Raw genomic sequence first — 15,661 nt, forward strand, 5'->3', positions numbered from 1 at the left:
ACATGTGACGCAAAGGTAAGTTGGCGCTCTTTATTGAGGGCCTGTTTACTTGTGGGACTTCGGGGGAATGCCCAAAAGCCGAGAAGGGGTCACATGACGGAAATACTGCCAGAAGGCGGGGCGGCCTCCGGAGCGGGTGGCGGGGACAAACCACCGCCTCCCCCTGAGAAGAAAACGAAAGAACCGGTCACCGTGCCCCGGGCGAGGCTGGCCGAGCTGGTTCTCGCGCTGCTCAGGCAGCTCATCGGGGACGCGGGCATCGCCAGGTTCGGCGCCGGCCGCCTTGAGACCACCGACGTGGAATCGGTTCTCGGGACGGCCATTCCCTCGGCCGCGGCGGTCGCCGGGGTCGTACCGCAAGCGATGGACCAGTTCTTCGCCCAATACGGCCACACGTGGCAGGGCAAGGCGTACGCGCCTCTGAGAGGTCCGGACCACGCCAAGGAGTGGGGTCTGCGCACCGAGGACATCAACTCGTCCCGTCAGTACTCCGCCGACGCCGAGAACAACGACGTCGCCAAGCTGATCTCGAACCTCCTCAAGCTGCACCGCGCCCTGCAAAGAAAGCAGTAATCCCCGCACCTCGGGCGTGCCCGCCCGGCGACCTTTCCGCCGGGCCGGGCGCGCCTTCGCGTCTCCGAGGTCTAGGGCTTTCTGGCGAGGCCGCAGAAGGCGTCCACGGGCTCGGGGACGCCGAAGGGGTTGTTCTCCGGGCGCCACCGGGAGGTCGGGACCACGCCCGGGTCCAGGAGTTCGAGGCCGTCGAAGAACCGCGCGATCTGCTCGGGAGTGCGGGAGACGTACGGCTCGCCGCCCTCGTCGTTGGAGATCTCGATCGCGTCGTCGCGGGCCGAGCCGTGGACGACGCTGGTGCCGTCGTTGAGCGCCAGGTAGCTGCCCGAAGGAAGCGCGTCCAGCAGGTGGCGCACGATCCCGTACGCCTCCTCGTGGTCGACGACGTTGCCCATGATGCCGAGCATCATCAGCGCCACCGGCCGGCCGAGGTCCAGTGTCTCCGCGGCCCCGGCGAGGATCTTCTCGGGGTCGCGGACGTCTGCGTCGATGTAGGCGCACCTGCCCTCGGGGCTGCTGGTCAGCAGCGCCTGCGCGTGCACCAGGACGAGAGGGTCGTTGTCCACGTAGACGATGCGGCAGTCGGGCGCGATCCGCTGGGCGACCTCGTGCGTGTTGTCGTGCGTGGGCAGCCCCGTGCCGACGTCCAGGAACTGCCGGATGCCCACCTCGCCGACCAGGTGGCGCACCGCGCGGCCGAGGAAGGCCCTCGAATGCCGGGCGACGTCGAGGATGTTCGGGAACACCTCGATGATCTTGTCGCCGACCTCCTGGTCGACCGGATAGTAGTCCTTGCCGCCCACCCAGTAGTTCCACATCCGCGCGGAGTTGGGACGCGTCGGATCGAGCTTGGGGGAAGTGCCCTCTGTCACGAAGAACATCCTCTTCTGCCGTCCGAAACGCGTCAATCACCGTCGCGAAGATCGGCATACGCGCCCCGTGCGGGGACGACGGGGGAAATGATCGCGTATGGGTGGTGTGGTGGGTAAGGTGGCGGTGGGTCGGATGGTATGGGGTCCGGCCGCATCGGGAGGGGGCCGTTCCGGTGTCGGGTATCGAGCTCAACCGCGAGGCGCTCGCGAAGTTGCGCGGCGCCGTGCGCACCCAGAGGGGCCGGCTCGCGACCGTGGGCGACGGATTCCCGCCCAAGGACGCGCCGTCCGCGTCCCTGTTCGGCACGCTGGCCGGGGCCGAGGCGCTGGCCGCCGCGATCGGGCGGGTCGACGGGCACGCCGACGGCGAGTTCGGCACGGTCTCGAGCAGGCTCGACGGCGTGGAGCGGGCCCTGGACCTCATCGAGGAGAACGTCCGCACGGCACACCGCACCACCGAGACGGGACTTCCGGCGATATGACGGACATGGGGGCCGTAGCGGCGCTCCCCGGCGGGCAGGAGCTCGTCGCCCTGGCCGACAAGACCAAAGGCGACCCGGCCGCCATCCGGGGCATCGCGGCACGGTGGCGCAAGGCCGCGGGCGGCTCCGCCGAGCCGTTCGAGACGCTGGGCGCGGCCGTCACCCGCGTGGACGCGGCGTGGAAGGGCGCGTCAGCCGACGCCTTCGTCACCTATATGCGGCGGTACGTGCGGGCCGGCGACGCGCTGCACGACGCGCTCGGCGCCTGCGCCACCTCCCTCGACACCGCCGCGGGAGCCGTCGAGCGGGCCAGGGGGGACGTCGTGGACGTCTGTGACGACCTGCTCGCCTGGGTGGCCGAATACCGGCGGCGCAACCCGCACGCCAGCGACGAACAGCTCAAGCCAGGCATCTCCGAGCAGGTCGGCAAGGCCGTGTCGCTCGCCAAGGGGTACGTCCAGAGCGCCGAGACCGCGCTCTCCACGGCGTCCGGCGAGATCGGCGAGCACCTCAAGGCCGCCACGCCCACCTTCGCGTCCATCCCCGCCGCCGGCGACCAGTCGTTCGTCCCCGGGCCCGGGCACACCACCCAGTGGATACCGGTCCCCGCGGCCGAGATCGACCCGGTGTCGCGCAACGGAGGGACGTCCTCGGGCGGCGGTTTCGGCGGGTACGGCCCGAGCGGCCCCCCGCCCCCCGGCGGCGGGCCCGCCCCCAAGGGGGAGGTCGCCGAGTGGATCCGTCAGGCCGTGGAGATACTCAAGGCCCACGGGTATCCGGTCGAGAAGATGAACATGAACGACATCTGGATGATCATCCAGCACGAGTCCGGCGGCAACCCGCACGCCATCAACAACTGGGACTCCAACGCCGCCGCCGGCCACCCCTCCAAAGGGCTCATGCAGACCATCGACCCGACGTTCTCGCGCTGGTCGCTGCCCGGCCACAAGAACATCTACGACCCGATCGACAACATCATCGCCGGCGTCCGCTACGCCATCGAACGCTACGGCTCGGTCTCCAACGTCCCCGGCGTGGTGGGCAGGAAGAACGGCTCCGGCTACGTCGGCTACTGACGCCGCCCGCGCGGGGGCGCGGATTCCACGTGCGTCACCGTCAGCGTCGGCCCCGACCGGGGGCGCGCCTCCGCCAGGGCGAGCAGATGACGGCGGTTCCGCCTGCGCGTGACCATCAGCCCCACCGCGACCGGGACCGCGAGGAGCACGTTGAGGGCGACCAGCGGGAGCACGCCCCCCAAGACCTCGAACTCGAAGCGCATCGTGGTGCCGAACGCGGAGATCTCCCACTCCGGAGAGACCTGGATCCTCTCTGGAGAAAGCAGGCCGGGCAGGAGGGTCAGCCCCGGCGACGCCACCATCAAGACGGGTAGCGCGTACCATCCGCGCCCTGGCCTCACCCGCGGCTCGTCGCTCATGCCCGCCTCCCTACCGCCGTCGCCGGAGATCATCTCCCATGGAAGGGGAATCGCGAGGTGTTACGGGGTGTGCGGGCCGTGGAGGGAGAGGAAATGGTCGAGGTTGCGCTGGTAGAGGGCGATGTCGCTTTCCAGGCCCTCGCGGGTGAAGCGCTCCGGCTCGTCGCGGCGGGTGGCGGCGCCCTCCTCGGACCAGAAGGCCGTCTCGGGGATCTCGTCACCGTCCTCGGGCAGGAACTTGGCGGCCTCGGCGACCGCGTCCCTGGCGTGCGTCCAGTTCAGGATCACCTCGTGGAAGCGCTGCCGGTCGCCGGGGTTCTCGGCGTACAGCAGGTCGTCGCGCATGGCGCGGCGCGCGTACCCAGCGCCGACGAGCTGCCACTGCCCCGGGTCGATGATCTCGGAGCGCCCGGGGCCGAAGCGCAGCTCGCCGCGGCGCGCGGCGAACTCGGTCTCGTAGGGGACCACGAGGATGATCTTGTGGCGCGGGCCGGTGTCGGGGCCGTCGAAGAGCAGCGTCCAGGCGGCGCGGCCCTCGGTGAGCGTCGTCCAGCGCTCGTAGTCGATCACGCGGCGGGCGGCACGCCGCCGCGTCGCCTCGGCGTCCTCGGTGACCTCCCCGCCCGCCGTGCCCTCCGCGGCTTCGTCATCGGCGGGGTCGACGTCGTCGGCCGCGACGGTGAGGTTGATGTAGAGGTACGCCTCCACCAGCGTCCGCGCGCGCAGGATCGGCACGTCGCCCGTCATCTCAGCCGCCTCCCGGTGCCTGTGCGCGTGTCCCGGCGGAACCGGCACGTCCCACGCCGGGTCCTTTCGAGCCTATCGGTCGCCGGAAGCGATCAGGAAAGACGTTCCTCCTCCCGCGCGGCCAGCGCGCGGTAGGTGTCACGGACGACCAGCAGCCGGTCGAGGCGGAAACGCCCGGGCTCACGGCCGCGGACCCGGCGGCCCGTCAGCGACCAGAACGCCTCCTCGGGCACCTCCTCCCGGCCCGGCGGGATGAACTTGACGACCTCCTCGACCGCCGCCATCGCGATCGTCAGGGCCTGTCGTGCCGCCCGCGGGTCGTCGGCGGGCACGTTGCCCGCGGTCAGGTCGGCGACCCACAGCCACTCGCCCGGGTCGAGCAGTTCGGACGGCTCCGGGCCGCCGAAGGACGGGAACCGCGAGGACGCCGTCTCACGCTGGGGGAGACCGAACAGGAACTCCCGCTCCGTGCCGCAGCCCGCGCACGTGCCCGCGTAGTGGCAGGCCGTCTCCCCGTCCACGCTGACGAGACCGTCGTCCCACTCGGTGTCCACCGAGCCGCAGGACCCGCAGGGATGAAGGTCCAGATACAGGTGCGCCTCATCCCTGGTCCGCGCCACAGAGAACGCCATCCTCACCCCTCCGCCCCACGGTGAACCGCTCCGTCCGCCCCGTCGCGAGCCGTTTCGCCCGCCCGGCCCCGAGCGGACACGCCCGGCTCCGGGCCGGTGTCATCTGGCCCGCCGGTCCGCCACTCCTCCGGAGGAATCCAGCCGGTGGAGTTGCTCAACCTCCGCATACGTGCCCAGAACTCCTCGTCCGACTCCCGGCCGCCGTCAGGGGAGGAGACGTCTCCCGAGCTCGACGGCGCCGCGCCGGGCGGCGGGGGCGGCCCGGCGGCGGGACCTGGCGGCGCCGGCGAGGGAAGGACGGACGCCTCCTCGGACCGCGACGAGGGGACGGGCGGTACCGCGCCGCGTGCCGCGATCTCGCCGTCCACGCCCTCGATCTCGTGCGCCCAGCCGGCGCGCTCGGCGTCGGTGCGCGCGGAGCCGAGCTTGCGGACCAGCCACCGATGCTCGGCGTACCGGGCCACGAGGCACGCGTCCCATGTCGCCGCCTCTGCCGCCGGGGTTTCCGTCGAAGGGCTTTCCGACGTGGGCTGCTGCGCGGTCCCGGTCTCGGTCGACGGCGACTCGGGTGTGGAGGCGCCGGACGCTTCGGGGGGTGTCGTGGCGAGGCGGTGGGTCATCTCGGCGAGTTCGTGGACCCAGACGCGGGGGATCTGGTCGGGAGCGACCCGGGGGGCGAAGCGGATGACGTGCGGCTTCTCGGGGGTGCCGTCGCCCTTGGTCGTCCTGGCGAGCCGGCCGCCCCGGACGTGGCCGACCTCCCAGCCGAAGTGCTGTTCGCCCCGGCCCGGCACGGTGACGGACACCGTCGTGCCGTCGGGGGAGAGGACCGGCGCCCCGACCCCTCTCGGCAGGTCCGTCCCGGCGACGCCCGTGAGCGCGGCCTTCAGCTCGCGCGGGCTGACGTCGGAGAGGTCGGCGGCCCGTCCGTCCGCCGTGAACGCCGTCCCCGGGATCGGAGGGGCGGTCACCGGGCCCGCGCCGCCCAGGTAGGAGCCCATGGCCGCCTCCGGGCCCGGACCCCACAGCTTGGTGGGCCAGAACGGTTTCTCCGGCCGCGGTACGTCGTCGGTCCCCAGCGCGGCCCGGACCGCGTCCGCGAACGTGCCGGTCCCGGCGGCCCCCCGAACGCCCCCTTCCGAGGTGCCGGGGCCGTCCAGGGTCGCGTGCAAGGCGCGCAGGTCGAGGCCGGCGTCGCGTGCCGCCGTGCGCAGGGCCGGTGGCAGCGTGGCGAGGGCCGAGGCGAAGCCAGCGTCCGGGCGGTCGCCGGCGAGGGCGCCGTCCGGGGAGGCGATGTACCGGCGGTGGACGTCACGGTCGGTCTCGTGCACGTCGAGGAGGACCTCGGCGCGCAGCGCGCGTGCCAGCAACTGCGCGTGGGTGACCGCCTCGACGCCCGGCGAGGCGCCCGCGTCGGCCGTGTGCAGCCGGACAGGGGTCCCTGGACGGCCCCGGGCGCCGCCGAGGGCCTCGGCCATCGCCGCGCCGGGATCGGCCGCGAAGGACGGCCGCCCGCGCGCGTCGCCCAGCAGATCGTCCAGAGACGTCGAGACCGGCGCCGCGCGCCGCCACGGCCAGAAGCGCGCCCGGTCCGCCGGCGGCGAGGTCGTGGCCGGCGAAGGTGCGGCGGGCAGGGCGGCGGCCGGTGAGGTGGTGGACGGTGAGGTCGCGGCGGGCAGGACGGTGGAAGGGGAGGTCGCCGCGCCGCCGGGGACGTGCCAGCCGGCACCGGCGGGCGACCCGCTCTCCATGCGCATGTACACGTCCGCGAGCTGATCGCGCATGAGCTGCAGATGGGCGCTGCCGACGATGGAGGACGGCAGCGTGACCGTCCGGCCGGGACGCTCGCCGCCGCCGGGCTCCAGCGTCGTGCGGACGAGCCGGACGTGGTAGTCCACGCGCCACCGCGTGGTCACCGCGGTCCCCTTCTCGAAGTTGCTCGTCTCGTTGCGGTTCCCCCCGGACGCCGAGTCGCGCTCGGACGCCTGGTCGCCGGCCGACAGCCCGCCGCCGACGCCCGCTGGGCCGTGCCCGCCGCCCGCGGAGCCGCCCAGCGGGGTGACGCGGCTCCGGCTCGTGGCGACGGTGGCGGTCTCCTGGCGGCGGAACACCTCGCCGATCTCCACCTGCGCCCGGTCGCCGACGACCACGTGCGGCTCGGACAGCACGGCGCGCACCCACACGTCCACGACCTCCCCCCGGGTGCCCGGCACGGGGAGGCGCGCCATGCGGTGCCCGTCCTGGCCGGTCATCCAGGTGAAGGACGCGATCCGGGCGATCGCGGAGAGCTGGTGGGCCAGGTGCGTGCGGTGCTCGCGCATCCCGGCCCGGCCGAGCATGTCCCGCGCCGCGAGGCGGTCGGCCACCTCGGTGAGCAGCGTGGGGGCCTCGGTGGCATCGACGTGGAACATGTCGGGCCGCGCCGCCGGCCGCGGGTCCGGGGCCGTCGGCGAAGGGGCGGGCACGAGGTCGGCCCGCGCCGTCAGCCCGTCAGGGACCAGCCGGACCACCTCACCGTGCAGGTCGGACGCCCGGTGGACGCGGGGACCGCGCACGAGGGTCCCGGCCCGCGCGGCGAGGACCCGCGCGTCGCCGCTGGACAGGGGCATGCGCTCGGCCTCGACGGTGATCCTGATCGGGTGGCGGACCCGGTCGGCGCCGTCGAACGAGGACACCCGCTGCAGGTGGGTGAGCTGCTCGCCGGTGGACCCCGAGGAGGAGTGCTCCCGGTGCGTGGCGAGCCTGCCGCGTCCGGACTCGTCGCCCACCGCGGCGTCCCCGCCCGCGTCGCCCGCGAACGAGCGGCCGGTCGAACGGGACGTCTCGGTCTGCGCGTAGTCGTAGTTCTGGATGATGTGCCCGACCTCGTCGCTGCGGCCCTCCAGGACCGGCGTGCCCTCGTCGATGCGCGCCCGCACCCGTACGACGATCTTCTCGGCCCGCTGCGCGCCGATCCGCGCGGTGTACTCGGTCGAGTGCCAGGCGTCCTCGGCGGTGTCCCGGGTCACGTCGTCGATCACATTGTCGATCATGTTGTCGACGGAGCCCCACCAGTTCTGCCCGCCGAACTGGCCCATGATGGCGCGCCGCAACGCGGGGTCGGCGTCCAGCGCCTTCGGCGAGACGGCCCGCACGGCGTCCATCACCGCGGCGGCCAGCTCGACCTTCCGCCCCTCGCCGTCCAGGAGCGTGACGCTCTCGAACGAGGTCTGGCCCATCGCCCGCCGGAAGTGTTCGGGCAGCGCGACCCGCGTCCGTTCCAAGGTGGAGGCGTGCGCGAGCAGCCGGGACAACCTGTGCCGCTTCTGGCCCTTCTGCACGACCGCGTCCTTGCCGAACATCGCGGTCAGCTTCGGCAGCAGCAGCCGCGCCTCGTGTCGCCCGGCGAGGGGGCTCAGCGGCTCCTTCGCGGTGCGGGCGGCGTGCAGGTCGGTCAGGTAGCGGCGGATCAGCAGGGGCGCGAGCACCGGATCGAGGGCCAGCGTGTCGTCCACGAACCGCTCCACCGCGTCGGACACCTGGTGGAGCGGCAACGGCAGCGTGCCGTCCGCGTACAGCAGCAGGGCGTCGCGCTCGGGCAGCATGTAGACGACCGTCCCGCCGCCGGGCTTCTCCGGGGTGACGGTGCGGGCGTCACGGGTTCCGCGCTCGGAGCCCGTGACCGTGAAGCCGACGTCCATCTGGAAGACGTACTGCTTGCCCACCTCGATCGTCAGCCGCTCCCTGCCCCAGATGGCGGTGTCGGCCCGCGACGAGCCGTCCGTCCGCGACGCCGAGCCGCCGGGCCCGAGGCCGCCCTTCGGGTCCGCGGCCTGGTTCACGCCCGCCCCCGTCGAGGCGTCCCAGGTCACGGTGCGCTGGCGGCCCGCCGAGGTGGTGCTGCTGCCGAGCGTGAGGTTGATGTGGCCGTTCACCGCGTCCACCGCGCCCACGAACCGCGAGGTGCCCGGCTCGCCGCGGATCGACAGCGTCGAGCGGACCGGGCGGACGCCCCCGGGCCGTACGGCGAGTTCGGTCTCGTACGGGGTGTGGGTCCACCAGGGGTGCGAGATGAGGCCGCGGACGTTGGAGAACGCCGCGAGGTGGTGCAGGGCCGCCGAATCCGGCCTCGTACCCCGGGGCAGGACGGACCGGACGGCCGCCACCATGTCCCCCGCGTCCAGATGCAGGAACGTGGCCCGCGCCAGCACCGCCTCGGGCGTCGGCCACCCCTCGGCCGCCGGAGCGGCGGCGGCCTCGGCGTGCGCCTTCGGCTCTGTCCCCTCCGCGGGGACCGTCCGCGCCTGCCCTGCCCTTGCCGAGGGCGCGGTTCGCGTGCGTCCTCTCTTTCTCTTTCTCGCGGGAGGGGTTCGTTCCGGGGCCACCGCGGGGAGCAGGTCGCTCGCCAGCAGGATGCGGGCCGAGACCTCGCGCTTGTCCGGGTCGCCGTCGAGGAAGGGGGTGGTCCCCCCGTTCGGGAGCAGGCGCTCGACCTGCACGGTGTGCGGGACCTCGAAGATCGCCGCCGGGACCGTGGTCTCCACCAGCCGCACCTGGTTGACCGTGTTCCCGGCCGACCATCCCGTGCTGCGCCCGTGCGCCACCTGGCGGCCCGCGCCGCCGCCCGTGAACATCCAGTCCGAGTCGCCGGGCCCGGCGGCGTCGTGGCCGGCCCCCAGCTCGCCCCGCCCGGACCACGTCACCGACCTGCCGAGCGAACGGGCCGAGGTGTCCGAGCCGATGTCCAGGTTGACCACCGTCTCCGCCGGCGTCACCCCGGCGTACCGGGCCGCCTCCATCTGCTGGTCCAGGCGGATTCGCAGGGTGATGTGCCGGGGCGCCTGGCCGGTCCTGTGACGCACCAGGTCCAGCAGGATGCCGTCCTGCGTCGCCTGGTCGTAGCCCGTCTCCAGCCGCGCCGCCGAGAACTGCTCGGCCACCTCCCGAAGGTTGCGCATCTGCGCCGCCGCGGCCACCCGGTCGCGGGACGGCCTGGGGTCGCCGTTCGCGTCCAGCGCGGGCAGCACGCCGATCTTGCGCAGCCGCCCCTCCACCTGGGCGCGCACGGCGTCGATGCCCGTGACCCGCTGCACCAGCGCCGGACCGGCCCCGCGCGCCTGGCCGGGACCCGCCCCGAGCCACTGCGGCAGCACCGGCAGGCGCCCCGGCGGCGGGGCCAGGGAGGGGTCGTCGCGCAGCCGCACCGAGCCGTCCGGGGCGCGGACGACCGCCGCGGCGTCCACCGGCAGGCCGTAGCGGTAGGCGTCCGGCTCCGGGATCCGGAACAGGCCCTCGCTCGCGCCGTGGACCGGGGGCAACGGGGCGTGGTCGCCGAGCATGCGGACGGTCACCGTGTGCCGCAACGCGATCCGGTACCCCTGCGTGTGCCCCGTCCAGCGCTGCACGCTCGGGTGGATGGCCATGCCGCCCGCGCTCTGCCCGTGCGACCGCGACGCCGCCCGGGTGAAGCCTCCCGCGAGCCTCGGCGTCCAATTGGCGGCGGCGGAGTCGTCCACCCCCGCGGCGTCCAGCAGCTCGTCCGCGCCCGTCGCGTCCAGCAGCAGGCTCGCCTTCGCCTTGGCGCCCGCGGACGCGCCGACGCTCGTCGAACGGCTCGCCGACTCGGTCCCGGACGCGCCGGAGAAGCCGACGCGCAGCCGCTCCAGGTGGTGCTTGGCGCTCGCCGTCCCGACGGCCCGCGGGCCGTCCTGCGCGGGGTGGGCCGCGGTGGCGGGGGCGGGCTCCAGGACGACCTCGGTGTGGACGCGGACGTTCGCCAGCGGGCGGCCGTTCTCGGTGACGACGCGCTGGAAATCGTGCGGGTCGTCGATCGCCTCGCCGAGCCTGCTCGGCAACTCGTCGATCAGCATCACGCGGAGCTGGTCGCGGGTGTCGCCTCCGATCGGCGCGCGCCCGGACCCGAGGGCGGCGGCCACGCGGTCGGTCAGTGCCTCCAGGCCGGTCAGTCCGGTGACGACGTGCTCGGGGAACGGCGTCTTGCCGCGCTCGTGCGGGGGGAGCCGGTCGATCGTGCCGGGGCCGTGCACGGTGTACGCGTGCGCGACCCAGAGCCGCAGCACCTCCGCGTCACCCCGTATCCCGGACGCGACCGTGGCGACATCCCGCCATCCTGGCCCGCCCTCCCGCGGACGCGCCCCTTCCACCTCTCGCCTGACCGCCCCTGGCCGGGCGTCGCCCGCCGGAAGCGCCGCGGTCTCGCCGGACGGGGTGGCGGTGGTCTCCGCGGACGGTGTGGCCGTGGTCTCCACGGGCGGGCTGACCGTGGCGCCTCCCGACGGAGGGATCTGTGGCGTCGGGGAGCCCGTGCGGAGGCGGACGTCCCAGCGGGCCTGGGCGGTGAACAGGGACGACTCGCCGCGGTTGTCCTCGACCGCGCCGGCCAGGGCGTACTCGGCGGAGCTTCCCGTCGTGGACGCCTGGCGGCCGCGGCCGTAGCCGCCCTTGAGGATGGCGAACGGCGCGACCGCCTTGACCAGCGCCCAGACACCGTGGTCCGGGCCGACCAGCTTGGCGAGCGTCGCCATGTCCAGCTCGCCCGACGCGCCGACGGCACGCGCGAAGGTGGCCGCCACGGACGCGCCGCCCTGCGGAAGCGTGCCCGCCATCAGCTCGGACGCCTTCACGGGGAGATCCAGTACCTCGACCAGGTCTCCCGGTCGCAGCCTGATGTTGATCTCGTTCGGGCCCCGGCGCACCACCAGGCCGTCCCGGGACACGACGCGGCGGTACTCGGCGCGGAGGAGGAAGTTCAGCTCGTCCTCGGTGAAACGGTGATCGGGGCCGACCTCCGCGTTGATCACCTCGGTCAGCCTGCCCAGGTGCGGAAGCCGTCCCGTCGGGACGCCACTGGACAAGGCGATCGCCGGCGGCACCGTCTCCCTGACCGCCCCCCGATACGCCTCCAGTCGCTCTTCCGCCTCCCGCGCGGCCCGCACGACCTCCTCGACCGCCCGCGCGGTTCGCTCCGCCGGGTCGGTGGCCGTCGTCTCTGCCGCGGGCGTGGCCGCCGACGGCGGGGATCCGGGCGCGGAGGTGCGCGCGGCGAGGTCGTCGAGGGCGCGCAGGGTCCTCTCGTACGCGGTGCGGGCCTCGGCGGCGCGCTCGCCCGCGCGCCGGAACGCCTCGGCGACATCCGTGTAGCGGGCCGCCGCGTCCTTCTCCGCCTCGGCGTCCGCCAGGGACTTGCGTTGGCGCTCGCCCGCGCCCTGGTCACGCTGACCGGCGGCCTTCGCGGCCTTGTTCTCAGCGGTGGTGGCCCGGTCCGCGGCCTCCTTCGCACTCTCCGTCTTGGCCGCCTTGGCCTCGCCCAGCGCCGTCTCGGCCTCCGCCAGCGCTCCGACGAGCCCTCGCACCTGGGCGGCCAGCGAGGCGACCGGCACAGGCGTACCAAGATCGGCCACACCGGACGCCCTCCCGCCCGTGGCCTGCGAGGACGCGAGGGGAGTCACCGGGGAACCGGCCGGTGAGGTGGGGTCGGGGTGGAGGGGGCTTGGGGACCAGGGTGGTATCGGCGGCGTGTGGCCGCGGTGGGCGAGTTCGCGGGCGATGCCCTCGATGTCGGTCCGCCGGGCGAGCCGCTCCTCCTCGGTGGCGGCGGACTCCCACTTCCGGGCGAGCCATCGGTGCTCGTCGTAGCGCGCCGCCACGCATTCGTCCCGGGAGGCGCGCACGGGCCCCGCCGGGTTCATCCCGGACAGATACCGCCGGACGATGCCCTGCCGATCCGCGCCCGCGTCGCGCGCCGCCAGCCGTCGCATCGTGTGGCTGATCTCGTGCACCCACACCCTCGGCACCTGATCGGCGGCCACTCGCAGGGCGAACGACACCACATGCGGTTCCTCGGCGGTCCCGGCGCGCACCTGCGTCCGCGCGAGCCGTCCCCGGGGCACGTTCCGCTCTCCCACGATGAAGTGCTGAACACCATGGTCCTCGGTCTCCACGCGCAGCGCCCCGCTGCCGGGAGGCCACTCGACGTCCCTGACCCCTCGTCCGAAATCGGTGGCGCGCAGATCGGCCGCCGCGGTGCGGGCCTCCTCCACGCCCAGGTCCGCCACCCCGGCCGGACGACCGTCCGCGACGAACGCCGTCCGCCGGATGGGCCGCGCCGGCACCACCTCGGCGGAACGCGTGGAGGGACTGGTGGATGGAGAGGGACTGGCCGAGGAGGAGATGGGAGACGGGGAGCGGCCGGAAGTCCCTTCCGGCGAAGCGGGGTCGCCGAGGCGCAGCGTCAATGGGAGATCCTCGGCCTCCCGGACGATCGCGCGCGCCGCTTCGGACGTGAGCGGACTCGGCGAAGGAGCCGCGAGCGTGCCGTCCGGCTCGGCGACGGCCGCGGCCACGAGCCGGCCGGCGGCCGGGGACAGGCGGTCGGGGGGCCATCCCGCCGGGTTGTCGGTCACCACTTCGCGGGTCACCGCGAGGATGACGGCGTGGGTGTCGGGGGAGCCGTCCGGAATCCGGGCGAGGGTATCGAGCGCTCCCTCGATGGGGGAGCGGCGGGCGAGGCGAGCGGCCTCCATGCCGAGCAGGGCGGCGGCCTCGGCTTCCAGGCGGGCGGACGACGCGCCGTCGCCCGCTCGCACCGTCACGTGGTCGTGGATCGCGGCCAAGCTGTCCCTGGAGACATGGACGGTCGTGCCGTCGTGCGCGGTGAGACGCAGGCCGCCGTCCTGCAACGGCAACGCGTCCGGAGTCGTGACACGAACCGCCCGGGCCAGCGCCTCTCCGGCCCGCGCTCTCTCCTCAACCGGCGCGGCGATCTGGCTCGAGCCCGCGTTCGCGGCGGGCCCGGGTACGGACGCCCCCGACGTCTGGGCTGCTTCCGAGGTCCCTGGAGTCGCGGATGTCTTGGGCGCCTCTGTCTCGGCTGCCTCCTCTGTCTCGGAGGTTTCCGAGCTTTCGGAGGTCGTCTCCGACGAGGCCGATGTGGTCGCCGGAGCCGATGCCGGTGACGTGGCGGAGGTCGCCGGTAGGGCCGATGTGACCGGTATCGCCGGGCCGGTCGGCGTCGCCGGGCCGGCCGGGGTGGGAGGTGTCGCGGGCTGGGGGGTGGGAGATGTCGGTGGCGTGGCGGTCGTGTTCGCGGCGGGCGGTGCGTTGTTCGCCGGGCCGTCGGGCGGGTTGGTGGCCGCCGGCGTGGACGACGTGGACGTGGCGTCCATGCCACCGGGTTCCGGGCCACGCCTTCCTGTGCCGGTTGTTCCCGTATCGGTGGTCCCGGTGGGGTTGGTCCCCTGGGAACCGGCGGGGTCGGATGTCTGTGGGGTGGCGGGAGCGGAGCCGGTGGGGCCAGATGGCTGGGAGCCGGTGGGGTTGGATCCGTGGGACACCGGAGGGCCCGATGGGTTCTCCGATACCGAGGGAATGGTGCCGTTCCCCGATGTATGGGGTGCGGCGATGCCCGGACCTCCGGGTTCGGTGGTTCTCTGAGGGACGCCGGGGTGGGAGGTGTCGGGGCTGGTAGTGCTGACCGGGTTCTGGGATCCGGTGGGACCGGTCGCGTTGCCGCCGGATGTGTTGCCGCCTGACGTGCTGGTGGAGGGGCCGGCGCCGGAGGGGTTCTGTGAGGTGCCGAGGGCTTGAGGGTTCGCAGGAGCGGCGAGGCCGGGCGGGTTCACGGCGGCGGTGAGGTCGGGGGGAATCGAGGACTGCCCCGGAGCCCCGGTGGTGGCGGATCGGGTGGGCTGGGGCGGGTTCTGGGGTTGGGAGGTGTCGGTGGAGGTGGGGAAGGCACGCTGGGCGTCGGTGGCGGCCGCGGCGGCGTTCGCCGCCGCGAGGCTGGTGTAAGGGTGGGTTACGGCGGTGAAGACGTCCGGGTTGAAGGGGCTGATCGTGTTGGTGCGGCCCGCGCCGCCCACGGCGGCCCCCAGCAGGGATTCCGCGTCGGGCAGCTCCCACTGGCCGTAGACGAGCCCGTTGGCGAGGATGCTGCCGCCCGGTGACGCGGCCATGTTGTTGAGCCCGGTCTGGATCGCCCGCCCGGGGAACCGCGCGAAGGCGTTGCCGACGCCCGGCCCGGCCCCCGCGTTGTTCAGGGCCCTGAGCAGCGGGATCCGGTCGCCGAGCCGGGACATCGGCCCGGCGGCCTTCATGCCGATGACCGCGCCTCCGGCCCCGCCGACCGCCGAGGCCGCGGTCTTCTTCCAGTCCCACCCGTCGCGCGTCCCGAGCTTCATCTGCTCCCGCTGGGTCCACGCGTCGATGAACACCTCCTCGCCGACCTCTTCGATGATCTCCCTGGCGAGGTGGCCGCTCAGCGCCGTACGGAACAGTCCGGCGCCGCCGGCCTGGGCGGCCCTGGTCGCGGCGAGCCGGGTCACCATGGCGGAGCCGAAGTCGCGTCCCGCGACGGCGGCGAGCCTCTGCAGGATGCGCCCGATGGCGGCGCGGGCGGAGGCGGCGATGGGCCCGATCATCGGGGTGCTCGCGCCCGCGGTGAAGAACGCCGAGACCAGGGCGATGAACGCGGCGGTCACCGCCACCCAGAAGGCGACGTTGATGGAGATCTTCGAGTACTGCGTCTCGCGCGCGAAATTGTCGGCCTGTAACGCCTTGGTGAGGTTCTCCACCCCGAGCCCGGCCACGCCGGTCCGCTCGGCGAACAGCCGGTCGGCCTCGGTGACGAAGCCCGGTGTCGCGGGGACGTCCCATCCGCTGAGGACGGTCCTGACCGCGGTGACGCCGGGCTCGACGGCCCCGTACAGGCTTTCGCCGAGCGCCTGGTGCTCCTTGGCGAGCTCCCACAGCAGGCGCTCGCTGGCCTCGGGCCAGCTCTGCCCGGAGACGATCAGCGCGATGAGCGTGTCCACCCACCCGGGAAGGCTCTCGCCCCACGCGGGCGTGATGTCGGTGGTGGAGCTTCCCCCTCCGCCGGTCGATCCGCCGGGGGAGGTGTTCGGGTTCACGTCGATCGTCACG

Annotated in this window: 8 protein-coding genes; 3 read left to right on the plus strand and 5 right to left on the minus strand. The window is 73.8% G+C overall.

The window, feature by feature from the left end; translation table 11 throughout:
- Positions 1–192: 192 nt before the first annotated feature.
- On the plus strand, positions 193–573 hold the full coding sequence (locus BJ981_RS22440) for a hypothetical protein (RefSeq protein ID WP_184613440.1): 381 nt from the start codon (positions 193–195) through the stop codon (positions 571–573).
- Between the two features lie 71 nt (positions 574–644).
- Here BJ981_RS22440 and BJ981_RS22445 read toward each other — a convergent pair whose 3' ends face one another.
- Entirely contained in the window at positions 645–1,391 is a 747-nt protein-coding gene (locus tag BJ981_RS22445; protein WP_372436885.1) for an SAM-dependent methyltransferase, read from the minus strand.
- Positions 1,392–1,618: 227 nt separating this feature from the next.
- Between BJ981_RS22445 and BJ981_RS22450 the strand changes: the two genes are divergently transcribed.
- Together BJ981_RS22450 and BJ981_RS22455 are read left to right on the plus strand one after the other, a co-directional pair.
- Positions 1,619–1,927, plus strand: coding sequence for a hypothetical protein (locus tag BJ981_RS22450; protein WP_184613444.1), 309 nt, complete (start codon positions 1,619–1,621; stop codon positions 1,925–1,927).
- Between the two features lie 5 nt (positions 1,928–1,932).
- Entirely contained in the window at positions 1,933–3,003 is a 1,071-nt protein-coding gene (locus BJ981_RS22455) for a transglycosylase SLT domain-containing protein (protein ID WP_184613446.1), read from the plus strand.
- On the opposite strand, the gene BJ981_RS22460 is transcribed toward BJ981_RS22455, so the two are convergent.
- The 4 genes from BJ981_RS22460 to BJ981_RS22475 form a co-directional block, all read right to left on the minus strand.
- The gene (locus tag BJ981_RS22460; RefSeq protein ID WP_184613448.1) at positions 2,997–3,362 is read right to left on the minus strand and encodes a hypothetical protein; all 366 of its coding nucleotides are present in this window, start codon (positions 3,360–3,362) and stop codon (positions 2,997–2,999) included. The two genes, BJ981_RS22455 and BJ981_RS22460, sit on opposite strands and share 7 nt — an antisense overlap.
- A gap of 60 nt (positions 3,363–3,422) precedes the next feature.
- Positions 3,423–4,109 (minus strand): hypothetical protein, encoded by a 687-nt coding sequence (locus BJ981_RS22465; RefSeq protein ID WP_184613450.1) that lies wholly within the window; start codon positions 4,107–4,109, stop codon positions 3,423–3,425.
- 92 nt (positions 4,110–4,201) lie between these two features.
- Complete coding sequence (locus tag BJ981_RS22470) at positions 4,202–4,741, minus strand: hypothetical protein (RefSeq protein ID WP_184613452.1); 540 nt, start codon at positions 4,739–4,741, stop codon at positions 4,202–4,204.
- 2 nt (positions 4,742–4,743) lie between these two features.
- Positions 4,744–15,660 (minus strand): WXG100-like domain-containing protein, encoded by a 10,917-nt coding sequence (locus tag BJ981_RS22475; RefSeq protein WP_184613454.1) that lies wholly within the window; start codon positions 15,658–15,660, stop codon positions 4,744–4,746.
- Position 15,661 lies beyond the last annotated feature (1 nt).

It is taken from the genome of Sphaerisporangium krabiense (assembly GCF_014200435.1).
GTDB lineage: Bacteria > Actinomycetota > Actinomycetes > Streptosporangiales > Streptosporangiaceae > Sphaerisporangium > Sphaerisporangium krabiense.